General features: G+C 55.4%; 22 protein-coding genes. 4 read left to right on the top strand and 18 right to left on the bottom strand.

Going from position 1 to position 23367, the window contains the following annotated elements:
* Nucleotides 1-26 precede the first annotated feature (26 nt).
* The 12 genes from HVX72_RS07345 to tssB form a co-directional block, all read right to left on the bottom strand.
* Nucleotides 27-452 (bottom strand): hypothetical protein, encoded by a 426-nt coding sequence (locus HVX72_RS07345; protein ID WP_233459343.1) that lies wholly within the window; start codon nucleotides 450-452, stop codon nucleotides 27-29.
* Entirely contained in the window at nucleotides 452-1012 is a 561-nt protein-coding gene (locus HVX72_RS07340; protein ID WP_181822875.1) for a T6SS effector amidase Tae4 family protein, read from the bottom strand. The genes HVX72_RS07345 and HVX72_RS07340 overlap by 1 nt, the downstream gene beginning before the upstream one ends.
* A 3-nt stretch (nucleotides 1013-1015) precedes the next feature.
* Entirely contained in the window at nucleotides 1016-3778 is a 2763-nt protein-coding gene (gene vgrG / locus HVX72_RS07335) for a type VI secretion system Vgr family protein (protein WP_181822874.1), read from the bottom strand.
* A 61-nt stretch (nucleotides 3779-3839) separates the two neighbouring features.
* Nucleotides 3840-4103 carry a DUF1493 family protein gene (locus tag HVX72_RS07330; RefSeq protein WP_346010441.1) on the bottom strand — a complete coding sequence of 88 codons (264 nt, stop codon included), beginning with the start codon at nucleotides 4101-4103 and terminating at the stop codon, nucleotides 3840-3842.
* Nucleotides 4104-4156: 53 nt separating this feature from the next.
* A complete protein-coding gene (locus tag HVX72_RS07325; RefSeq protein ID WP_181822872.1) occupies nucleotides 4157-4612 on the bottom strand; it encodes an STM2901 family protein in 456 nt (151 codons plus the stop codon).
* A gap of 14 nt (nucleotides 4613-4626) precedes the next feature.
* A complete protein-coding gene (tssH, locus tag HVX72_RS07320) occupies nucleotides 4627-7257 on the bottom strand; it encodes a type VI secretion system ATPase TssH (RefSeq protein WP_181822871.1) in 2631 nt (876 codons plus the stop codon).
* 165 nt (nucleotides 7258-7422) lie between these two features.
* Nucleotides 7423-7914, bottom strand: a complete 492-nt coding sequence (gene hcp / locus HVX72_RS07315; RefSeq protein ID WP_029883904.1) for a type VI secretion system effector Hcp — start codon at nucleotides 7912-7914, stop codon at nucleotides 7423-7425.
* Between the two features lie 2 nt (nucleotides 7915-7916).
* A complete protein-coding gene (locus HVX72_RS07310) occupies nucleotides 7917-9638 on the bottom strand; it encodes an OmpA family protein (protein ID WP_181822870.1) in 1722 nt (573 codons plus the stop codon).
* A 3-nt stretch (nucleotides 9639-9641) separates the two neighbouring features.
* The gene (tssL, locus tag HVX72_RS07305) at nucleotides 9642-10295 is read right to left on the bottom strand and encodes a type VI secretion system protein TssL, short form (protein ID WP_181822869.1); all 654 of its coding nucleotides are present in this window, start codon (nucleotides 10293-10295) and stop codon (nucleotides 9642-9644) included.
* Nucleotides 10292-11632 carry a type VI secretion system baseplate subunit TssK gene (gene tssK, locus HVX72_RS07300; protein ID WP_060570151.1) on the bottom strand — a complete coding sequence of 447 codons (1341 nt, stop codon included), beginning with the start codon at nucleotides 11630-11632 and terminating at the stop codon, nucleotides 10292-10294. Before tssK ends, tssL begins: the two co-directional genes overlap by 4 nt.
* Nucleotides 11633-11645: 13 nt before the next feature.
* Nucleotides 11646-13181 carry a type VI secretion system contractile sheath large subunit gene (gene tssC, locus HVX72_RS07295; protein ID WP_042290941.1) on the bottom strand — a complete coding sequence of 512 codons (1536 nt, stop codon included), beginning with the start codon at nucleotides 13179-13181 and terminating at the stop codon, nucleotides 11646-11648.
* A gap of 39 nt (nucleotides 13182-13220) precedes the next feature.
* Complete coding sequence (gene tssB, locus HVX72_RS07290; RefSeq protein ID WP_042290496.1) at nucleotides 13221-13712, bottom strand: type VI secretion system contractile sheath small subunit; 492 nt, start codon at nucleotides 13710-13712, stop codon at nucleotides 13221-13223.
* A gap of 913 nt (nucleotides 13713-14625) precedes the next feature.
* Here tssB and HVX72_RS07285 point away from each other — a divergent pair.
* From HVX72_RS07285 to narP, 4 genes are all read left to right on the top strand, one after another.
* Complete coding sequence (locus tag HVX72_RS07285) at nucleotides 14626-14988, top strand: GtrA family protein (RefSeq protein WP_181822868.1); 363 nt, start codon at nucleotides 14626-14628, stop codon at nucleotides 14986-14988.
* Nucleotides 14985-15932 (top strand): glycosyltransferase family 2 protein, encoded by a 948-nt coding sequence (locus HVX72_RS07280; protein WP_181822867.1) that lies wholly within the window; start codon nucleotides 14985-14987, stop codon nucleotides 15930-15932. Before HVX72_RS07285 ends, HVX72_RS07280 begins: the two co-directional genes overlap by 4 nt.
* Nucleotides 15932-17476, top strand: a complete 1545-nt coding sequence (locus HVX72_RS07275; protein ID WP_181822866.1) for a DUF6056 family protein — start codon at nucleotides 15932-15934, stop codon at nucleotides 17474-17476. The genes HVX72_RS07280 and HVX72_RS07275 overlap by 1 nt, the downstream gene beginning before the upstream one ends.
* A 166-nt stretch (nucleotides 17477-17642) precedes the next feature.
* Nucleotides 17643-18290 carry a nitrate/nitrite response regulator protein NarP gene (gene narP, locus HVX72_RS07270; RefSeq protein WP_042290506.1) on the top strand — a complete coding sequence of 216 codons (648 nt, stop codon included), beginning with the start codon at nucleotides 17643-17645 and terminating at the stop codon, nucleotides 18288-18290.
* 108 nt (nucleotides 18291-18398) lie between these two features.
* Here narP and HVX72_RS07265 read toward each other — a convergent pair whose 3' ends face one another.
* The 6 genes from HVX72_RS07265 to HVX72_RS07240 are packed head-to-tail and all read right to left on the bottom strand — an operon-like array spanning nucleotide 18399 to nucleotide 23364.
* Entirely contained in the window at nucleotides 18399-19451 is a 1053-nt protein-coding gene (locus tag HVX72_RS07265; RefSeq protein ID WP_181822865.1) for a cytochrome c-type biogenesis protein CcmH, read from the bottom strand.
* The gene (gene dsbE / locus HVX72_RS07260) at nucleotides 19448-20005 is read right to left on the bottom strand and encodes a thiol:disulfide interchange protein DsbE (protein ID WP_060570145.1); all 558 of its coding nucleotides are present in this window, start codon (nucleotides 20003-20005) and stop codon (nucleotides 19448-19450) included. The genes HVX72_RS07265 and dsbE overlap by 4 nt, the downstream gene beginning before the upstream one ends.
* The gene (locus HVX72_RS07255) at nucleotides 20002-21945 is read right to left on the bottom strand and encodes a heme lyase CcmF/NrfE family subunit (RefSeq protein ID WP_181822864.1); all 1944 of its coding nucleotides are present in this window, start codon (nucleotides 21943-21945) and stop codon (nucleotides 20002-20004) included. Before HVX72_RS07255 ends, dsbE begins: the two co-directional genes overlap by 4 nt.
* A complete protein-coding gene (gene ccmE / locus HVX72_RS07250; protein ID WP_042290518.1) occupies nucleotides 21942-22421 on the bottom strand; it encodes a cytochrome c maturation protein CcmE in 480 nt (159 codons plus the stop codon). The genes HVX72_RS07255 and ccmE overlap by 4 nt, the downstream gene beginning before the upstream one ends.
* A complete protein-coding gene (gene ccmD, locus HVX72_RS07245) occupies nucleotides 22418-22630 on the bottom strand; it encodes a heme exporter protein CcmD (RefSeq protein ID WP_042290520.1) in 213 nt (70 codons plus the stop codon). Before ccmD ends, ccmE begins: the two co-directional genes overlap by 4 nt.
* Nucleotides 22627-23364: a heme ABC transporter permease gene (locus HVX72_RS07240; RefSeq protein ID WP_042290523.1), complete on the bottom strand. Its 738-nt coding sequence runs from the start codon at nucleotides 23362-23364 to the stop codon at nucleotides 22627-22629. Before HVX72_RS07240 ends, ccmD begins: the two co-directional genes overlap by 4 nt.
* Nucleotides 23365-23367: the final 3 nt, after the last annotated feature.

The following is a 23367-nucleotide window of genomic DNA, read 5'->3' as shown; positions in this document are numbered from 1 at the left end:
AATATATTTCCTTAACTGCTTCCTTGTCAGGGAGTGTCTGAGTTAGTTTCAGACTTTTGAATTAACCCTATCAAAAAGTCCTGCAGTTCTTTCGATTTATAGAAATCCACACAATCATAAATAACCAAATTAACAGATGCCAGGTCCCCACTCTTTTGTTTAGGTTGATAAAATTTTCCTGTTTTATTTCTAATAAATAAATCCAACGTGTTACCTTTATTAACACTAAAAGCAAAGCCTTCCTCTATATCAATAAAACCTGTTGTATAATCTTTTAATGGTAGTTTATTAAAGCTCACTCCCATTTCTATATAATTATTAGAGATACATCGAGCAAGTGAGTATACCTTGTAATTATTCAAGATTTTTTCAGAAACAATTATTGCTTTTTCACTCGCGCAAGCATTTAGTATTGGAATCAACATACTAAGTATGAAGAAAAATTTTTTCATTATTTCAACTCCCAAAAATAGACTGCAAAAGTATTCTCGCTAATATAATGGTTATCACCAATAACCCGTTTACCCGTCCATAATGTAGCATGCCCAGACGCACCGAAAACTCGCGGGGATTTTGGTATCATAATATAGATACCTTTTTTGCCATTTAATTCAATTTTGACCTTATTGAACGTCACAGGAGATTTAATTATATTTTCAGGTGAACCCCATTTGTTTTCAAGAAAATCTCTTAGCTTAGCAGCCCCAGGTTCAATGTATTTTCCATAACATGGATGTGTTTTAACGGATACCATAATATTCCGAATACCAACTCGTTTCATTCCTCCAGCAAGCAATGCCAATGATACTCGAGTTCCACAAGCATTAGAATAAATAGTCGTATCATATCCAACACCAAAAACATCAGTGAATACAGTCTCTGCCGACAAATCCCCCTCAACGTCTACACCGCCAGTTGTTTTAGGGTATCCAGTATATACATAAGACCATGCAGGTCTTGTAACAATTAAAGAAGTCATTGTTTGTCCGACGCTTGCACTAATAGTTGCCACTAACTATACCTCCTCATCAAAATTAATCATTTCATCCTTAAAGATATTTTTGGCAACAGCGACACCATCCGCTTTAACTTGAATCTGATAACTCTTTATAATCCCGTCCCCCTTATCTATATTGATATCAACAAACTCACCTGGCTGATAGTTTTCCGTCTCTGCATGTAAATTCAAATCAGTATAATGTCTCGACAATCCACTGACAGGTACCTCATTTTCACCATAAGTCCAGTGTAACGCAGTCACTTTCTTTTCATCTGGGAATTCAATTTTCAAAGCCGACGGCATCGCTGTAAATATGGGCATCGTTTTTCCCTTCTCATCAGAAACCCCCTCATAGATCTCACCTTCACCAGTTGTTATCTTGAAGAAAGTAAACGGTTGAATTTCTCCGCTCTCAGGTTCTCTTAATGTAAATCCCCCGCTATATCCTTTCGGGAATTCCTTAGGTGGCGTACTCACACTATTCGCCCCCATTTTCTGAACATTTGCGGCTTTCAAAAAAATATTTCCCGGGGCTCCCAATTCAATATTACCACCACTAAGTTTGATATAAGCGCCGCCACAGGTCAGAAGCAACTCCTGGCTGGCGCTTACTGTGACTTTCCCTTCGGAACTGCTTATTGTAATATCTTTTTGGGCCTGTAGATTCAAAGCATCATTCTGTGCCTGTATATCCATTTTCCCTCGTCCGGCAAATAATTGCATCCCTTCGCTTTGGGAAAATACACTTACTTTTTTGACAGCAGCAAGCGTAATTGATTCTCCGGCACTAATATCTGTGTTTTTATCTGACATCAGACCAACACTTGCACCGCCTGAGGCCATACGCACCGATTTAGGGCTAACAATACCAATGCCATTAGGAGCATGAGCCAAAATCCCTGCTTGTTTCAAATCTTCCAGCGCATTATTAAGTTCTTCCTGAGAACCTAAATCACCTCGTGTTGCTTCAGCTTTTTGAACTATTTTGCTTAAGCTTTTTGCCAGCGATAGCGCGTTTTTAAGCTGTTGTATTGCCTCTTCCATATCCATCATGCGCCCCTGTGCAGCTTGTTGCGCATCTGCCGAAATGAATACTCCTTTACCACCCCGGATACTCACCCAGTCATCCGTTCGCAGTTCCGCACCTTCGCCCCGCAGCAGCCTATCATCATCCACATTGTGGCCTAAATTCAGCTGCGTCTTCCCCCCGTACTCCGTACTGAGCTTGATATGCTCCTCGCCGCGCTTGTCCTCCATCCGCAGCTTGTTGTTCGTCGGCGTGCGGATCACATTGCGGGTGCTGTTCTTCTCCGTCACATGGTCAACATGCCGCGAGTCGTGCAGCGCATGGGCGATATAGGGGCGGTCAGGGTCGCCTTCATGGAACGCTATCGCCACTTCCGTTCCCTGGATCAGTGGGAAGTGAAAGCCGTACACGTCGCCGCCGTAGGGTTTGGCGAGGCGCACCGGCATGCTCTCCTGGCCCAGGCTCTTCCCGTCACGGTCGGCGTCAAATTTCACCCGGTACAAGCCGGACGCATCCTGCCACGCATAGATATCATTGGCTTTGGCGCTGGTGACGCGGGCGGTCATCGTCCCGGTGACTTTCGGGCGCGGCAGCAGCGGTGGACGCCAGCACACCGTTTCGCTGTAAGGCACCGCCAGCAGGGTCACCCGCAGCGCCTCCCTGCGGCTGGCGGTAAATCCGGTGCCGGTGATTAATACCGGCTCCTGCAATGGCGCAGGCAGGGACGGCGGCAGGCCATCGGTGAGGGTCAACACCTGAGCGGGCGCAAGCCATGCCGCGGTACTGCTGCCGGTTATCAGCGTCCGGTTGGCCAAAAAACGCTCGTGGTCGAGACGGGCGTAGAAGTTGGCGGTTTCAGCTGTCGGGTCGATTTTGTCGCCGCGCGCCAGATGACGAAGCTGATAGTGATACACATCACCATAGGTTACCCCTTCGCCGTCTCCCCGGGTCATATCTGCAGGCGCAGACTGCAAGACGCTCTGAGCGTCGCGGTGGTTGTAATCCCGGGCGGTGACACTCGCCTCCACCACGTTGTGCGTCACATTCAGCCCCCATACCGAGTCGGCTCCGCTGTCGCTCATCCCGGACGGGCTGTTCACCGGAAGCGTTTTGCCAAACATCAGCGCGGACTGCGCATCGGCAAAATGTACCACTTCGCTCTGCGCATCTTCCTGTAAGGAGAAAAAATAAAATATTCCCACCTCCGCCAGCAGGCGCCGGATAAACACCAGGTCGCTCTCCTGATACTGGTTTATCTGCTCACGCTTCGGGTAACTCTGTTTAAGGTTAAATTCATATTCCCAGCCGTGCAGACCGTGTTCCTGTAAAACCTGCTCCACCACCTCCGGCACCGATTTATCAACGAAGAAACGGTGGGTGCGGAACTGTTTATCCAGTAAAGAGAGGAAGGGTTCGAGGGTTATCATGTATTCTGTCTGGTCAGCAGAACTGCTGATTCGCTCAAAATGCGTGACCACGCCATGTACCCGCTTATGTTCAGTCAGGCTCTGTAATATGCCGCCGCCCATCGTCAGCGTCGCCGGTTTACTCAGTAACTGGCTGGCCTCCACGTTCCTGTCCGTACTGGTGAAACTGATGTCATAGCGGTAGAGCTGGCTCAGCGTTTCTGTCCCGCAAAAATCTTCAACATCCAGCGGCGAGGTGCAGGAGGGAATGTCAAGCTGATAGCGATTCAGGGTAGTATTCATCAAACCGGAAAGGGTATTCTGCAACGTATCCGTCAGACTCATAATAATGACTCCGTGGTGATAATCTGTTTTACCTGACTGCGCCGCAACGGGCAGTCTGAAATTATTTATATAACCAGCGTCCTGCCCTGGCAGATTCAATAAACATGCGGATTGTCAGAGGCGATTTCTTTTGCGTGACCGTTTTGCAGGAAAATACTGACTTCGTCCGCCAGGGATAATAATCATCAACAGAGAAATCATCCGCCCGGACCTGGAAATGCCGGAAATATTTTTCGGCCATTTCAGCCACATCATCAGCCTCATGAAGCTCCTGCAATGCGGCATCATCCTCCACAGGCACTGGCTTCAGAAAGAGAGTTGTCACCCGCGGTAATTCGGCCAGGATAAACGCCCTGACTTTGTCATCGATTGTCTCTCTCACCAGATTTTATCCTCTTCACGGGCGACAGTATTATACCGGGTGACGGTCCGGTAGCTGATAACCGAGACGTCGTGCGCCAGAATCACCCATCCCAGCACGGGCACGGCTCTGCCGACGAAAGCGCCAAGATTATTAACCCAGAAAATCTTTATTCCCTTTAGTGAAAATGATTTTTTCGTCAGCGTCGGTAAAACCCTTTTGCGGAATTTATAACTAATATGTTTGCGAAAAAATATTGAGGCCGGCGAAGTTCCTCTGGTTGCCGTTTCCGGTTTACCGGGAATTTCAATAATATTATTACCCAGGATTAACGCAGCGATGCCTGCAATATCCTGTATGCCCAGCTGTTTTTCTGTTTCATCAACCAGAACCCAGAAAAGTAGCTCCCAGGCGGTCAGGTTATTCATACCATCAAAAAAGTAGGTCCCGTTCAGTTCTTCAACCGTATCCATATCATCTGTCTCGATCAATCCTCAAACACGATCTCAATACTCTCGTTCTCATCCCAGCCCAGCGTCAGAGCGTGTGGCTTCACCCCCGCCGCCATATGGCTAAGCAACTGCTGACTCAGGACCGGCAGGATCTGCTGGTTCAGCAGGCTGTCCACGTTACGGGCGCCGGTATCCGGCAGCAGGCAGGCGGCCGTCAGCGCGTCGTACAGGGATTCATCGATGGTGGTTTTCATTCCGTAGTGACGGTTGAGACGTTTACTCACCTGATTCAGCTTCATCTCCACAATCGTGCGCATCGCCGTCTGTGTGAGCGGGCGATAAATCACTGTCTGGAAGCGCGCCAGCAATGCGGGCTGGAAGTGGTCGCGCAGCAGCGGGCGCAGCAGTTCATGCAGGTCAGACTCTGTGGCGTCCGGCTGTTCCTCCAGCATCTGCATGATGGGGTCGCTGCCGAGATTTGAGGTCATCAGAATCACGGTATTGCGGAAATCAATTTCACGCCCTTCCCCGTCCCGCATAAAGCCACGGTCAAACACCTGGTAGAACAGGTTCATCACGTCCCGGTGCGCCTTCTCCACTTCGTCGAGCAGCACCACGCTGTACGGGCGCTTTCTGACGGCTTCAGTGAGGATGCCGCCCTGGCCGTAGCCGACGTAGCCCGGCGGGGAGCCTTTGAGCTGGGAAACGGTGTGCGGCTCCTGGTACTCGGAGAGGTTGATGGTGATAAGCGATTTTTCCCCGCCGAACAGCGCGTCCGCCAGTGTGAGCGCGGTTTCGGTCTTGCCGGTGCCGCTCGGCCCCACCAGTAAAAACACGCCCTGCGGGCCGTTCTCCGGCGTCAGGCCGGTTTTGGAGGCCCGGAGGCGCTGTGCAATGGCGTTCAGCGCCGCGTCCTGACCAACAACGCGTTTTGACAGGTTGTGCTCAAGACTCAGTAATTCCGTCTGCTCATCCTTCATTAATGAGGAGAGCGGCACACCGGTCCAGTCGGCAATTACCGTGGCGACGGTGCGAGTGTCCACGTCCAGCCCCAGCAGCGGGTTAGTCCGCTGCACGGCGGTAAGCTGGTTTTGCAAATCAGCAATTTCCGCCTGGCGGGAGATATCGCTGCGGCAGGCCAGCAGTTCTTCCGTCAGTTTCAGCTCCTGGCCGTACTGGGTTTCCAGCGCGTCGAGTTCCAGGATGATGCGGATTTCGTCCTGTTCAATAACGGCCAGACGTTCGCCGTGCGTCTGACTGCCGACCGCGATATCTTCCAGCAGCGCCTGCTTTTCCATTTCAAGGGCCGTCATCTGCGCCTTCAGCCGGGTCAGCGGCTCCGGCACGGTGTCGAGGCTCATACGGACACGGGCGGAGGCGGTATCCAGCAGGTCCACGGCTTTATCCGGCAACTGGCGGCCGGTGAGATAGCGTCGTGAAAGCGTGACGGCGGCTTTCACCGCTTCATCGGTAATGTGCACCCCGTGGTGCTGTGCGTAGCGGGATTTGAGTCCGCGCAGCATCAGGCAGGCGGTGTCGTCGTCCGGCTCATCCACTTTGACCATCTGGAAGCGGCGCTCCAGCGCGGCGTCGCGCTCGAAGTACTGTTTGTACTCGCTCCAGGTGGTGGCGGCGATGGTTCTGAGTTCGCCACGCGCCAGCGCCGGTTTCAGCAGGTTTGCCGCATCCGCGCCGCCCGCCTGATTACCCGCGCCGATAATGGTATGCGCCTCATCGATAAACAGCAGCACCGGCAGTGGCGACTGCTGCACCGCGTCGATGATGTTTTTCAGCCGCTGCTCGAATTCGCCCTTCACGCCCGCGCCCGCCTGCAGCAGGCCAAGGTCAAGAGTGCGCACAGAGACCGATTTCAGCGCGTCCGGGACGTTGCCTTCGGCGATTCGCAGCGCCAGTCCCTCGACCAGCGCGGTTTTGCCGACACCCGGCTCACCCACCAGTATCGGGTTGTTCTTGCGGCGTCTTGAAAGAATATCCACCATCTGGCGGATTTCGTTGTCGCGGCCAAACACCGGGTCGATGTTACCCTCCCGGGCACGGGCGGTGACGTCAAGGGTGAATTTGTCCAGCGCGTTCTGTAACGCCGGGTTCAGTTCGCCTTCTTTAACCTCCGCATTCACCGGACGGCCGACGAACGCCACCTCCCCGCCGTGCGTCAGTTCCTCGTCCTGCTGCACCTCCGGGCGCTCGTCCGACTGCGCATCAAGCAGCGGACGCAGACGCTCAAGCTGGCTCTGCGCCAGCGTTAACAGCGGCCACAGGCCGTCGCAGCGCACCAGCGTTGGTTTCTCCACCATAACCATCAGCAGGTGAATACTGCGGATATGCGCTTCCCCCGCCAGTGAGGCGCGCAGCCAGGCGTCCTGCATCAGGGTCTGAATGCTGTCCGATAACTGCGGGCGGCTGCGCACCGAGCGGGGCAGCGTGTCGAGAAATGCCAGCAAATCCTGCCAGATGGCGTCCATATCCCATTCGTAGCGCCGCGCCAGCACCGTCAGGTCGCCCTCGCCCTGCTCCAGCAGTTTCAGCAGCCAGTGCTCGGGCAGAATTTCCGCATGGGCCCGGGTCTGGCACAGGGAGGCGGCGCCTTCCATCGCGCGGGCGCAGTAAGGATTCAGACGGCGTAACAGGATGGCGGGATTTTCCATTTTTCTCTCTCTTGTTGGCTTCCGGGCACGCTACCGCCCGTCGCTTTTCCTGTGGTTCAGGAACCCAAAGCGCATCAGGTCAGGCAGGCAGATTGTTTTTTTGCTCAACGCCCGTTCTCAGGCGCTCAGCAAAAACGGCGGACAGCAGAACTGCCCGCACAGGATTTACGCGGTGGTACGTTCGTTCCAGGAGTCGGAATGAATGATGTTGCCGTCCTTGTAAGTCCAGGTGATTTTTTCGTAGCGCAGCTCAATCTGCTCAAGGTGGTTATGCTTCTCGAAAGCCGGGTCCTTGATGTCGTGCATCTTCGGATTGACCTTCACCAGCTTCACGTTTTCAAGCTTCGTGTTGAAGTACTCCACTTCCTGGCCGGCGTCGTTGATTTTGTACCACTTAAATTCAGCAGACTTCAGGGTCTGGCCGGTGGTCACCGCCTTGTACAAGTACGGGCTGGAAGAGTCGATTTCCTTGGTGAACAGAAACGGCGTGTGGATACGCGTGCCGGTCAGCTTGCCGGTGTTGTTGTCGGTCGGGATGTACAGGTTATGCTCCTGCGCAACAACTTCGATGCTTCCCTCGCGGTCCTTCACGTCCACGGAACCTTTAATGTCCGCGCCGCCATCGTCTTTCAGCCACAGATAAACTGGAATTGCCATGTTTACTTCTCCATTTCTTGAGTTAAAACGTCACGTTCATCCTGTGACGCGGGTTTTATGCCTGGCAGACGACAGGCATCAGCCTGCGGCACCAGACTGATCTCGACACGACGGTTCAGCGCCCGGCCTTCCGCCGTGTCGTTGGTGGCGACAGGACGGCTTTCGCCGTAGCCCTGCACCGCAAAACAGCTCTCCGGCACGTCGCCGGTGTCGCGCATCCAGTCGCGCACTGATTCCGCACGCTTAAGCGACAGCGCCTGGTTGGATTTGTCATCCCCCGTGCTGTCGGTATGGCCCGCCACCACAATCAGCCAGCCCGGCTTCGCCTTAATCCCCACCAGCGAGTTCACCAGCAGCTTTGTCGAGCCGGGTTTCAGCGCCCATTTGCCGGTGTCGAACAGCGACATGCTGTCGAGGCGCACCGTCTGCGGCCCCTGCACGATTTTCTTTATTACCGGAGGAGGCGGAGGCGGCGGCGTCCAGCTATTAATGGCCGCTTCCACGGGCGGTATCAGCCGCATCCCCTGGTACAACCCGAGACCGTAGCGCAGCGGTTCGCCGCGTCGCTGCCAGTCATCAAGCCTTCGGCTGTCGGCACGCAGACGCTGCTGCGCCTGCTGCTTCGGCGCCGGCGGCGTGCCACTGAGACGGTGATAGACCGCAAGGTGGTCGCCGACGCTGCGGACCAGGCGCTGGTTATTGATAAAGGACGCCAGCATCGCCAGCGCAAGGAACAGAAAACAGACGCCGCCCGCCAGGCGGATATCCTGCATCCGGCGGCTGATGCCCTGGCGGCGCGGCAAGTGCGCAAGCAGAACATCCGGAAGGGGTGGCATCTCCGGCGCTTGCGGGCTCGCCGGAGAAAGCGTGGTAACAGCAGCGACCTGCTGCTGCCAGAGATTATCCGCCACGCCCATAACCGGCGCCAGGCAGATGCCGCTGGCGCAGAGTTTCAGGGCGGCCAGTTCTCCCTGCCGGGTATTCAACGGCCCGGTAATCTGCCGCTCCGTCAGAGCCAGTACGCTGTCCAGCCAGAGCGCATGACAGAGGCGCGAGGCGTTGCTTCCGGCCTCCCGCTGCCAGTCATCAACCGGCAGCGCGACATGACGGCTCTGGCAGACCCGGATACCCGGCAGGTCAGGCGTGACAGTAAACCAGCGGACCTCTTCCTGGCGTTCACTGTCCGGCGGCGTTACCCACACCGCGCACCAGACCGGAGGCAGGCCATTCAGCCAGGTCCGGCACTGCGCAATACTCCAGCGCCAACCGCGCAGAGACTGAGCCAGCACCTCCGCAGAATGATGCTGTTCCGGCATTACCGCCAGTAGTACAGAAACCTGCGGCACCAGCGCCGGTCGGGCGTTTGCCAGCAGTTGCGCCTGTAACGGCAACTGCTCAGCATTCTCTGCCCGCAGATACCATCCCGGACCCGTTTCACGATATGCCGCCCCCGCAGGAAACAGGGATTCGGTGTCGCCACAGACCAGCACCACCGCGCCCTGAAACCCTTCCGGCGGCAGACAGCTTTCGTCAGGCTGTTCACTGACTTTCCTGCCGCACTGAAACCGTCGCCATTGCCTCCACAGCACCGCACCGCAAATCAGTGAAATGCACAGGCAGAGCGCAAACCGGCTTCCACCGGAAAGCGGCCAGTACCCCAGCACCAGCCACAGCGCCAGCACAGCGGCAAGCGCGGTCAGCATCACACGGGGAAATTCACGCATTCCTTATCCCCGTCCTGCTATCTGCGATACCATCTGCGCCAGTACAGAGGAGAAGGTGAACCACAGCGCCGCCAGCACCACAACACCTGCCGCCCAGCCCAGCCAGTACATCCGGCGTCCGCTGCGCAGACCGGGTGCCCTGACCACCACAGGCGAATCCTGCGTCAGGGTAAACGGTGGCACCCGCTCGCTGAGCGCACGCACCACATCCTCGCGCCGTTCATCATCCTGCGCGCGATACTGGCCGACAAAACCCAGTTGCAGGGTCCGGTAAAGACAGGTCAGCACCGCCACATCCGGCGCGGGTTCGCGCAGAATGGTACGAATACGTTCCCACAACTCCTCACCGGCATTCAGTGTGCTGAAAAAACGCGCCTGGAGCGGGTCCTTGCGCCATTTGCGCCAGCCGTCATCCTGTTTATCACGGTTAAGTACGCTCTCATCCAGCAGCGCACAGTACGCATATAACATCCGCTCACAGCTCGTTTCACTGTACCCCGCCTGCGTCAGCGATTCGCGGGCGTCACTCACCCAGCGGCAGGCGCGGCGGTAGAGGGCATCCCCCTCCCTGATTTCCTGGCCGCTGCGTAACTGGCTGACCATCAGCCAGCCCGGATAGAAAATTTTATTTATCAGGTCAGTATCAGACGTGTTCATGAGCGCAGCACCGCAAACAGTTCAAGTTTCACTTCGCCCAGCGACTGCGGCGTATAGAAGGTACAGTTGCCGGCCTCCAGCATCGCACGGGCGGCATCAGTGGACAGATCCAGCGCAAAATACTGGTTTTCCAGACGCAGCGGGATAGCCGCAGGGACATGGCTCAGCGGTTTAATCACCATCCCGCTCAGGGCAATGTTCACCACTTCAGAGACATCATCATGACTGCCGGCTTTACACAGCTGCGGGAAGCGGGTCTGCAGTTCATGATTTGGCATGGAGGAACGCACGGAGAGATAGAAATCCGCCCCTTCCCGCAGGCGCGCATCGTGCAGCCTGCCACGCCAGATCTCCCGGTCCTCGCCCTGCTCCAGGGCAATGGCGATCACCCGCGACGGCAGGCTGGCCTCCAGAAGCTGGTCCAGCAGGCTAAACAGCGGCGGAAAAACCTGTTCCGGCATGTCATGCCGGTAAGCGGGAATATCGTCGACGTCGTGATCAAGGGAAAACGTCAGCAGGCTGCCGGCAAGCCTTGCCAGCTCACGGTACAGCAGCTCGGGATGACGTGACGGTGTCTGGTGCAGTTCCGCCAGCACGGGTCCGGCGCTGCTCAGGGCATTGAGCAGCCAGAACAGCGATACGTCCGCCACCGCAAAGTCGGCCATCCGCTCATTGCTTTCGCGTCGCATCGCCATCAGGCGCTTACGCCGCGCCGACAGGCGGTGCAGAAGCTCCCTGAGTTCGCCGGTCAGTACTGGACTGGCGTCCAGCGACAGCAGCGGCGGGATAAAACCGGCATCGCGAACCCACTGTCCCTGTGCGTTACGGATAAGCCTCGCCACCGGGCAGGTCAGGTACGCGCTGTTCTCCTGGGTGGACAGGCGCAGCGTCAGCGAATGACGCAGTACAGCCAGATCGCTGCGCTCATGGCCGGCAAGCTCCTGCACCGTCACCCGTTCAGACAGCCAGCGGCGGGGCCGGGCACTGTCGCGCCCGTCATCCAGGTTACCGCCGTTCGCGCTGAGCAAGGGCAGGCACAGCAGCACCTCCACACTCTCCTGCCTCACGGAGGAGACATCGCAGACCGGCGGCAGGTTATCCGCCAGATCCGTGTCTATCAGCGTCCCGTCCGCAAAGCGCACCGCCAGCCGGGTGGCATTAAGCCGGGAAAGTGTGAGCGCGCTGTCGTCAAACTCAGCACTCAGCACCCCCCAGGGATGCGCCAGCGCCATTCGTGCGACAGTATCTGCAACATGCGCATCCCAGCGGGCCTGCTGCTGGAACTGTTGCGGGGCCAGAAACGCCCCGTCACTCCATAACGGACGATAAATTTTCATCCCTGTTCCCGCCTTACGCTTTCGCTTTCGGCATCTGCGAAACCAGAGACAGGTTCACGTCCATGCCTTCCACCTGGAAGTGCGGCACCGCATACAGCCTCACGCGGAAGAAGCCCGGGTTGTCCTCGATATCTTCCACCACCACCTTCGCATCGCGCAGCGGATGAGATGCCTGCAGCTCGTCGCCCGGATCGGTCATTTCAGTGACCAGGCCGCGAACCCAGGTGTTGAGTTCCAGCTCCAGCAGACGGCGGTCTTTCGTCGTACCGATGTTTTCACGCTGAATCAGCTTCAGGTAGTGGGCAATGCGCGACAGCAGGAAGATATACGGCAGGCGCGCGTTGATGCGGCTGTTGGCCGTCGCATCGGCGGTGTCATACAGCGCCGGTTTCTGCGCCGAGTTCGCTGAGAAGAAGCAGGCGTAGTCGCGGTTTTTGTAGTACGACAGCGGGATAAAGCCGAGATTCGCGAACTCAAACTCGCGGGTTTCCGGAATCATCACTTCCGACGGGATTTTCACCTGGTTGCCGGTGCCGAGGTCATACAGATGAATGGGCAGATCTTTCACCGCTCCGCCCGCCTGCGGACCGCGAATTTGCACGCACCAGCCGTTGTTAATGAAGCTTTTCACCATGTTGGACGCGAAGGCAAATGACGCGCTGGTCCACAGGTATTTCTCGTGATCCGGACCTTTAACCTGCTCCACGTAGTTGAAACTGCGTACCGGCACAGTGTCCGGGCCGTATGGCAGACGGCCCAGCACGCGCGGCATCACCAGCCCGATATAGCGCGAGTCGTCGGTGTCGCGGAACGATTTCCACTTGATGTACTCGGCGCGGTCGAAGTAGTTGCCGATATCCTTAATGGCCGCCACCTCCTCCATCGTCTCTTTCAGGAAGAATGTCGGGCCGACGGCGCCGATAAAGGGCATATGCGCGGCGGCGGAGACTTTCGAGATATTACGCAACAGCGCCACGTCCTGCGGGCTGGCGTCAAATTCGTAAGCAGAAATGACCGAGCCAATCGGCTCACCGCCCGGGGTGTCGTATTCGGCGGTGTAAGTGTGCCAGTAGAGGCCGCTCTGAATAAGCTCCGGCGCGTCCTCAAAGTCCTGGCGCAGGTCGTCTTTGGAGACGTCCAGGATTTCGGTTTTCACGTTCTGGCGGTAGTCGGTGTTGTCCACCAGTTGCTTCAGACCGCGCCACAGGGATTCCACTTTCTGGAATTCCTGATGGTGCATCACCGCGTCCAGCTGGCGGCTGATTTGATAATCCAGCTCCGCGATATGGTGGTCGATTAAGGTTTTGTCGAGTTTCTCCACCTGCTGACCGGATTTACGGATACAGTCCATAAACACCTGCATCGCCGCCGTCAGGCGCTCGCCCGCCGGCGCGTCGGAGAGCGCGGCATCGTCCATAAACGCGTTAATGTCGCCCAGGCTGGAAGCCGGGGTCAGGTTGATTTTTTCAAACAGGGAGGCGTAAACGCCTTCTTTTTCCAGTACGGTGGTCTGCCCCTGGGCAGAGGCGGTTTCAGTATTTACAGACATCAGCATATTCCCGGTTAATCCATTAAAAGACGCACGCCGTTATTTCGGGGCCAGTGCACTCATTTCGTCGCGTAATTCCTGAGACAGCGCCGGGTCTTTGAGAATTTTCTCGAGTTCTTTTCTGAAAGTGGCGTTATCAAGAAGATTGGACTTGAGGTCGCGTAATAAATTACGCATTGCCAGCATGGCGCGAAGCTGGGGGATTTGGCGGGCAACCTGTTCCGGTTCGAAATCTTTAATATCGGAAAAGCTCAGCTTCACATTATCTTCAGAGCCATCGCCCGCCAGCGTATTCTCGACAGTGAGGTTTACTTCCGGGTTAAATTCTGAAAGTACGCTATTGAAGTTATTTTTATTGACGTTGATTTTTTCTCTTTCAGATAATGGGCGGGTTTCTTTGCCATTACTGAAATCACCGACGGTGAGCAGTTTCAGCGGCAGTTCGACTTTCTTCTGCGCGCCACCTGTATGCAGCGCCAGCCTGAGATTTATACGTGCCTTCGGCACTTCATTCTGGAATGAATCAGCCATAGTAGTCCCTTTCCTTAAGGAATGATTGTTAATGAAACGGCATTTCTTTACAAAAGCATGTTAGTACAAAACACCATTCAAGATCAATTAATCAGATCTTAAGTCCATATTTAGACTATACTTAAGAATTTTCCTCCAAATCAAAACAACAGAGATCGCTACTCAACCACCTTCATTACAAAATTTTGACCGATAATTCACATGAAAGACAGGGGAAATCCCTGCCCACCAGCTAAATAGCAGAGATATGCTTGAATTTTTGTTATTTATTGACTTAGATCATTATTTACAGGGGGTCAGGATTTGCTTTTTCATAACAATATGAGTTTCAGCAAAAAAAAAGCAGCAGTGCTGCTTCGCAAATGAGAGACGACGGGAGGGATTATCTAAGATAATTCCTTATGCATAACTTTAATAATTCGAATAGCAAGTATTTATAAAACGAATAACCGAACAGAAAATAAGGCAAACCCACCTGTATTCGCCCCGACATCAGGTCAAAAATCTTTTTTTCAGTTCACCTGTTGTGAAATGAACTATAAATGCGCTGTCCGCACTGTCTTTTTCTGAAAATCATGCCCGGCCTGCGACAGGCAATGAAAATTCCTGGAGAATACGCTTGGCCTTCCGCAATAAAAAGATCTGCTCCGCGACAAACACAACGCGTGGAACCAACAGGCGGGATATAAATTTACGCTATCGGCAGAATTCCCGCAGGACTTCAGGGTGGGTCCCGCGCCATCATGTTTTCGACAAACCGCAGGCAGGATGCAGGACAAAACCCGCAGATGTACGCCAGGGGAGGTTAATGCGGTTTGTCAGCAAACTTTTGCCGGTCAAAGGCATTTCAGACTCGGGCAGCGGTAGAAAATAATGTTACACTTCCGCCTTTGCATAACCGACTTCTTTGATAATGTGGCATTACTTTATTAAGTACACATCCGTAGGCGTGATCAACACCTTGATCCACTGGCTGGTTTTCGCGGTCTGCGTTTACGCCTTTCATATCCACCAGGCGCTGGCCAATTTTCTTGGCTTCAGCCTCGCGGTGAGCTTCTCCTTTTATGCCAACGCCCGGTTTACCTTCCGGCAAACCACTACGCCACGGCGCTATTTCCTTTACGTCGGTTTTATGGGGTTGCTGAGTTTCCTGACCGGCTGGGCGGCCGAACGGTGCGGCCTGCCCCCTCTCGTTACGCTGGTCGCTTTCTCAGCAATTAGCCTCATCTGCGGGTTTATCTATTCCAGACTGATTGTGTTTAAGGACGTTCAATGAAAATCTCGCTGGTCGTTCCGGTTTTCAACGAAGAAGAGACCATCGGCATCTTTTACAAAACGGTGCGCGAATATGACGCGCTAAAAGCGTATGACGTCGAAATTGTCTTTATCAACGATGGCAGTACCGATGCAACGGAGTCGATCATTACTGCGCTGGCGGTTGCCGACCCGCTGGTTGTCGCGTTGTCGTTAACGAGAAATTTCGGTAAGGAACCCGCCCTGTTCGCCGGACTTGATAACGCGACGGGCGATGCGGTGATCCCTATTGATGTCGATCTTCAGGATCCGGTAGAAGTGATACCGCACCTCATCCGTAAGTGGCAGGACGGTGCGGACATTGTGCTGGCAAAACGTTCAGACCGCTCGGTGGACGGTCGACTGAAGCGCAAAACCGCCGCATGGTTTTATGCGCTGCACAATAAAATCAGCACGCCGCACATCGAAGAAAACGTTGGCGATTTTCGTCTGATGAGTCGGGAAGTGGTGGAAAACATCAAGCAGATGCCGGAACGTAACCTGTTTATGAAAGGCATTTTATCCTGGGTAGGCGGCAAAACGGAGGTGGTGCTTTACGCCCGGGCGAATCGCTGTGCCGGAAAAAGCAAATTCAACGGCTGGAAGCTCTGGAACCTCGCGCTGGAGGGAATCACCTCATTCTCGACGTTCCCCCTGCGTATCTGGACCTATATTGGCCTCGCCGTTGCGCTTATCTCATTCACCTACGGCGCGGGAATGCTTATTGACACTCTCCTGTGGGGGAATCCGGTTCGCGGCTATGCCTCGCTGATTGTATCGATCCTGTTTTTAGGCGGCGTCCAGTTGATTGGCATTGGCGTACTGGGGGAATACATAGGGCGGATTTACATTGAGACCAAGCAACGTCCTCGTTACTTGCTCAAAAAACGACACACTGTGGAACAGAATTCAGGAAAGGATAGCTGATGGTTAAGTATGTGAATAAAAGCATCATTCTTGTCGCTTTTTTTGCCGTTTTCATCCTTGAATGGTATACCCCAATTCATTCTGATGATTATCGCTACGCCTTAATTGGCCTCTCATTTGATGCCCATCTGCATCACTATTTAACCTGGAGCGGACGCCTGGTCGCTGACTACACCAGCGCGCTTTTGCTGGCCTCGGAATCACGTATTTTTATCTCGATGATGACCGGGATCGCCGTGGTCGCGTTCTGCTATTTGATTGTCAAAACGCCCGACGGCACGCTGAAGTGGAAGAAATATGACGCGGTAACCTTCACCCTTATTTTTCTGACTTTCTGGGTCGCCAATCCTAATATAGGACAGACCGTATTCTGGGTTGTCGGCAGCGCCAATTATCTGTGGACCAATCTGTTTGTCGCCGCCTGGCTGTGGAACCTGTACCGCATCCAGATGCGGCGGGAAAAAAACACGCGTGTCGTCATGCTACTGCTGGGGGTGCTGGCAGGCTGCTCTAACGAGAGCGTTGCGCCGTTTGTGGTTGGCCTGGCGCTGCTGGCCATCATTTACGATCTCTGGCAGGACAAGCGTCTGTACGGCAACAAAGTCGCCTATTTTTTATCTGCCCTGGCGGGCGCGGCTATTCTGATCTTTTCACCGGGTAATTTTATTCGCGCACAGGGGGCGCATAAAGTCTGGTATGAGAAATCGATTATTGAGCGCCTCGTCATTCACCTGAGCGATCGTTTCTTCAGCCATTTAGCGCTGGTTTGGATCGCCTACGTCGTGCTGGTTTTGCTGGCGGCGATTCTGTATTTCGCCAGACGCAACGGCCCGCGCGTTAAAAGCGGCAATCTCGCCATGGTTGTGTTGATGCTGCTGGTCGGGCTGGGCACCTCTTTTATTATGGTGGCCTCCCCGTCTTATCCGGACCGGGTGATGATGTCGACATTCCTGTTTTTCCTGCTAGCGCTCTCTTTTCTGCTTAAAGAGTTGGTTATTTACACCAGTAAAGGCGTCAGGATTGGCGTTTACGCCATCACGGGACTCATGGCAGGCGTATTCGTCTGGTCGTTCTCGCTGATGTATGCGGCTTATACCCGCGTTTACCAGCAGGATCAGGTACGGGTGAATATCATCCACACACAGTTGAGCCGCCACCAGCGTGACTTTACTGTCCCGGACTTTCATTTCCTCAAAATGCAAAACAGCGGCGGCCATTTCGGTTTCTTCCACGATCCGCAAATCTATGGCCGCTATTTCGGCGCCGGAAGTGTCGAAAAGAAAAAAGTTCATTTCGATTACTCCGTACTGGCATCCGGCAAAATGATGTCGTTACCTGGAGGGGTGGTGGCGCACTACAATCGCGATGGCGACGTGATGCTGGTCAGCTCTCGTCCCGTAACCGGCACGCTGCATATCTCGGTGAACGCAAAAGAGAGAGACCTGCCGTTAAGCGGCTTTGCGTCTGCGCAGATCAATGACGAATATTGGTACTATACCGCCATTCCTGCAGGCGACGTCACGACTCTCTCGTTGCACCCCTGAGCTTTCGCCTCCCGCATCTGTGGGAGGCAGACCTTATTTCCCCACGGTTTTACTACTTACCCATGCGTAAATTGGGGTAAAATTACCCTGCTTTTCGAGGCGATGAATCTGGACGATTTATGCGCTAATAACAATAATGATGCTAAGAAAATCTCGGGAGATAACTATGCCTGAAGCAACGCCTTTTCAGGTGCTGGTTGTAGACGACCACCCCCTTATGCGGCGCGGTATTCGTCAATTACTGGAACTGGACCCCGCATTTGACGTGGTTGCCGAAGCGGGCGATGGCGCAACGGCGATTGATCTGGCGAACCGTCTCGACCTGGATTTGATCCTGCTCGATCTGAATATGAAAGGTCTGAGCGGTCTGGATACCCTTAACGCCCTGCGTCGGGACGGCGTAACGGCGCAAATTATTATTCTCACCGTGTCGGATTCCGCCAGCGATGTGTATGCGCTGATCGATGCAGGCGCAGACGGCTATCTGCTGAAGGACAGCGATCCGGAAGTCTTACTGGAAGCCATTCGCAAGGGCGCTAACGGCGGTCAGGTCTTCAGTGAACGGGTAAGCGAATACCTGCGCGAACGGGAACTGTTCGGCGAGCAGGACGATCCCTTTAGCGTACTGACCGAGCGGGAACTGGACGTTCTGCACGAACTGGCGCAGGGGCTGTCGAATAAACAGATCGCCTCGGCGCTGAACATTTCCGAACAAACGGTAAAAGTGCATATCCGCAATCTGCTGCGTAAGCTCAACGTGCGTTCGCGCGTTGCGGCCACCATCCTTTTCCTGCAAACGCGCGGGATGCAATAAAGTCACACAGCTATCTGCTACCGGATAACAACGCAACGCGTCTTATCCGGACCACCACTCACAGGCATTCAGGCCCGATAAGCGTAACGCCATCGGGCAGCCGTAAGGTTACTCCTTCGGCGGCGAAAGCTGCTGTAACGCCTGCGCAATACTGCGTTCGATAACCGCGCGGCGGGTATCGTTGGCGGGCAACAGTTTCAGCATCATTTCCCAGGCCGCCACCGCTTCGCCAAAGCGCTGCTGCTCGAAGGCGTTAAAGGCATACATACTCAGTACCCGAACATTGGCATGGTCGCTGCGCACCAGCTGTCGAAGCAGTTCCCCGCCGCGCAGATTATCGTCAGGATCGGAAGAACGAGTCAGCGCCTCGGCGTAGCCAAGCGCGGCATCGCTGTTCTTCGGATCCAGCCGATACGCGTTGGCATAGGCCTCGGTCGCGGTGCTGGCGTTGCCTAACACCATGCCAATCCGCCCCAGCATGATCCAGCCTTCCACATTTGCCCCATCATCCTGCAGGCGGGTTCTCAGGCCCAGCGCCAGGCGGGTCATCTCCTCTTCATTCAGAGGCTGGGCGTTCGGATCCAGCGCACGTTCCAGCAGTGCCGGCGTTTGCGCCGTCGCCTGCTGCCAGATTTGTACCTGACGAAAGTTTCCGGTCTGATAATAGCTAACGCCGCCAACCGCCAGGGCAATCACTATGCCCGGCAGATACGCGCCAAACCCGGCGCGCTTACCCGCCTGTGCAGGCTGCTCGTCAGGAAAAGCGTCCTGTTTCACCCTTACCCGGCGACGCGAGCGCGCGTAAATTATCCAGCCTCCGGCGCCGATCGCCGCGACAGGAAGCACCCACAGCAGGATGGTCAACGGCGTCAGCGGCGGATCGTAAGTCACAAAATTGCCGTAGCGCGCCACCATGTAGTCAACGATCTCTTTCTGGCTTTTTCCTTCCTGCATCAGCTCATATACCTTCTGGCGCAGATCGGTCGCGATCATCGAGTTGGAATCGGCAATGCTGTTATTCTGGCATTTTGGACAGCGAAGCTGCTCGGTGAGCTGGCGAAACTGTTGTTCCTGCGCCTCGTCCTTAAACTGCATGACATCAATAGTGGCCAGCGCGTTCGCTGAAAGCAGCAGCATCAGCGCGCCTAACAGAGTCCTCATTGCGCGGCCTCCTTGCTGTACTTCTCCCACAGCGGCTTGATCTCACTTTCCCATACCCGGGCGTTCAAATCACCGGCGTGGCGATAGCGAATAATGCCGTTACCGTCGATGAGGAAGGTTTCCGGCGCGCCATACACGCCCAGATCCAGTCCCAGCATCCCGTCGCCGTCAAACAGGCTCAGGGCATAAGGATTTCCTAATTCTTTCAGCCAGGCGATCGCTTTCTGTCGGTCGTCTTTATAGTTCATGCCCACCACGCGAATACCCTGCGCTGACAGCTGATTCAGATACTGATGCTCGGCGCGACAAGTCGGACACCATGTTGCCCAGACGTTAAGCAGCACCGGTTTGCCCTGGGTCAGGACATCCGCTTCATAGTGCTTGCCGGGGTTCTCCAGCGACTCAAGGCGGAAGGTGGGCACCGGTTTACCCACCAGCGCCGACTCAAGGTTGGTTGGCGTATCCCCTTCGGCGTTACGCGCCAGTTGCCACAGCAACGCCGCCGCAATCAGCAGAAAAATTATCAATGGGATTAAAAGTACGTTGCGCTTCATACTGCCTCCGGCGCCGTGTTTTGCGGTTGCTTGCGCTTGCGGTAGCGCGGATCGAACAGGCAGAACAGCCCGCCCAGCGCCATCAGCAGCCCGCCCGCCCAAATCCAGCGGATAAACGGTTTGTAATACAGGCGTACCGCCCATGCGCCGTTTTCCAGCTCTTCACCCAGCGCTGCGTAAAGATCGCGGGTGATCCCGCCGTCAATTGCCGCTTCCGTCATCATCGAACGGGTGCTGTTGTAAAAACGTTTTTCCGCATGCAGCGTCGCTTCCGCCTTCCCGTTCCGCGTAACGCCGATAATCGCTACGCCGCCCCGGTAGTTTGGTCCGGTGATCTCTTTCACTTCGCGGAAGGTAAAGCGATATTCATGAATATCAACGCTATCGCCCGCCTTCATGCGTACATCGCGCTCAACGCTGTAGTTCTGGCTAAACGCGATACCCACGATAGTCACCGCCAGGCCAACGTGCCCTAATACCATCCCCCAGTAGCCCGGCGTCATTTTCGTGCCGCGGGTAACGCGCTGCGCCACCTCGGCGATCGCCAGCACGAACACCCAGCAGGCCATCACCAGCCCGACCACCGTCATCGCGACGATGTTGTCCTCAAACAGCCACGGCAGCAGGAAAGAGAGCGCCAACGTACTGACAAGGGCGACGACCAACAGGCGTTGCAGATTACGCGGGCGATCCCGCCCCCAGCGCACCAGCGGTCCAATGCCCAGCAGCAGCGCAAACGGCGCCATCAGCCAGGTAAACATGGTATTAAAGAACGGCTCGCCGATGGAAATACTGCCCAGCCCCAGTTGCTTATGCACCAGCGGCAACAGCGTCCCTAACAGCACCACTAACATCGCGGCAATCAGCAGCACGTTGTTACCGAGCAGCAGCGACTCACGCGACCAGAGCGCATTGTTCACCCGTGAACGAACCTTGTGCCCCCGGGTAGCAAACAGCAGCAGCGATCCGCCAATCACCAGCACCATAAAGGCGAGGATAAACATACCGCGTGACGGATCGGAGGCAAAGGCGTGTACCGATACCAGCACCCCGGAGCGCACAAGGAAGGTGCCGAGCAAACAGAGCGAAAAGGCGCTGATGGAAAGCAGCAGCGTCCACGCTTTAAAGCTGGCGCGCTGTTCAGTCACCGCCAGCGAGTGCATCAGCGCCGTTCCCACCAGCCACGGCATAAACGACGCATTTTCTACCGGGTCCCAGAACCACCAGCCGCCCCAGCCAAGTTCGTAGTAAGCCCAGGCCGAACCGAGCACAATGCCGAGCGTCAGGAACACCCACGCCGCGAGCGTCCACGGGCGCGAGAAGCGGGCGAAAGTGCTGTCCAGACGGCCACTCAACAACGCGGCAATGGTAAAAGCAAAGGCCACCGAGAAGCCGACGTAGCCCATATACAACAGCGGCGGATGGAAAATAAGCCCCGGATCTTGCAGCAGCGGGTTCAGGTCGCGCCCTTCAATGGGGAAATCGGGCAGCGTGCGGGCAAACGGGTTGGAGGTGAAGAGTATAAACAACAGGAAGCCAACGCTGACCATCCCCATTACCGCCAGTACGCGGGCGACGATATCCAGCGGCATGCGTTGCGAAAACAGCGCCACGGCGAAGGTCCAGCCGCTCATCAGCAGCACCCACAGCAGCAGAGAGCCTTCGTGGGCGCCCCAGGTCGCGGCAACCCGGTACCACACCGGCAGTTGGGTATTCGAGTTGCTGGCAACGTAAATCACGGTGAAATCATTGACCACGAAAGCGTTAACCAGCACCAAAAATGCGCCCATTACCAGAATAAACAGCAGCCAGGCAAAGGGTCTCGCCGAGGCCATCATCCGCGCGTCGCCACGCGCCACGCCCCATAATGGATATATGGAAAGCAGGAGCGCGACACCCAGCGCCAGGCAGAGCAGCGCATTGCCGATTTCAGGCATCATGACGACGCATCCTTATACACGCTTTCCGGGCGGCGATGGTTTTCCTGCATCGCTTTCTCCACTTCCGGCGGCGTGTAGTTTTCGTCATGTTTCGCCAGCACCTCTTTCGCCTGGATATGGTTTTTCTCGCCGAGTTCCCCCTGCACCACGACGCCCTGCCCTTCACGGAACAGATCCGGGAGTATGCCTTCGTAGCTCACATCCACCACGCCTTCAGCGTCATAAATACTGAAATTAACCTTCAGGGTGTCCGGATCGCGCTTCACGCTGCCGGGCATCACCATGCCGCCGACGCGCAGGCGCTGACCAACTTCCGGCATCTCCTGGGTTTCTCGCTTGCCATAAAGGATCTCGCCGGGGGTATAAAACAGATCGATATTGGAACGCAGCGCATACAGCACCAGCGTAATGGTCAGCGCCAGCCCTGCCAGCACACCGCAGGCTATCCATAAGCGGTTTCGACGTCGAATATTCACGCGGCCTCCTGCTGAGTCTGGGCGGCGCGCATCCGCGCTTCACGCGCCCGCTGTTGGGCAACCTCGCGCAAAATGGCTCGCTGCCGGGTAGCGGTATGCGCAACCAATACTGCCAGCGGAATCACGCTCATCGCCACGGCCAGCCAGACATAAAAGGCGTAGCCGCCCATGGCGAAAAATTCACTCCAGGATGCAAATGCAGTGGTCATTGGCGGCCCCTTTTTAAAATCAGTTCGCTCACCCACGGGCGGCGTTTTTCCATCATCAGAATCAGGTTACGCATGCGCATCAGCGTCAGCGTGATAAACAGCAGCAGATAGCCGACAATTGCCAGGCGCAGCGGCGTACGCATCGCCGGGTCAATGCTTTGCTGCATCCGGGTCGAGCCCTGGTGTAAGGTATTCCACCACTCCACGGAGTAATGGATGATGGGCAGGTTAACGACGCCGATCAGCACCAGGATCCCCGCCGCGCGCCCGGCCATCTTGCGATCGTCAAAAGCGTGCCAGAGCGCAATGGCGCCGACATAGAGAAACAGCAGCACCAGTTCAGAGGTCAGCCGCGCGTCCCACACCCACCAGGTGCCCCACATGGGTTTGCCCCACGCGGAGCCAGTCACCAAGGCGATAAAGGTGAACACCGCGCCAATCGGCGCCATCGCGGCCAGCGCCAGGTTTGCCATTTTCAACTGCCAGACCAGACCGATAAACGCCGCTACCGCCATGGCGGCGTATATCCCCATCGACCAGATCGCCGCCGGAACGTGCAGATAAATAATGCGGTAGCTCTGCCCCTGTTGATAATCCGCAGGGGCAAAGCCGAATCCCCAAATCCAGCCGGTCGCCAGGACGATGACGCTGGCGACGGCCAGCCACGGGACGAACCAGCCGCAGATCTGATACAGCCGTGGGGGCATTGCCAGTTGATGAAGTGTTTTCCACATATA

Source organism: Citrobacter sp. RHB21-C05, from assembly GCF_013889015.1.
Classification (GTDB): Bacteria; Pseudomonadota; Gammaproteobacteria; order Enterobacterales; family Enterobacteriaceae; genus Citrobacter_A; species Citrobacter_A sedlakii.
The sequence above is the reverse complement of the archived record's forward strand: the minus strand, read 5'-3'. Positions and strand labels throughout refer to the sequence as shown.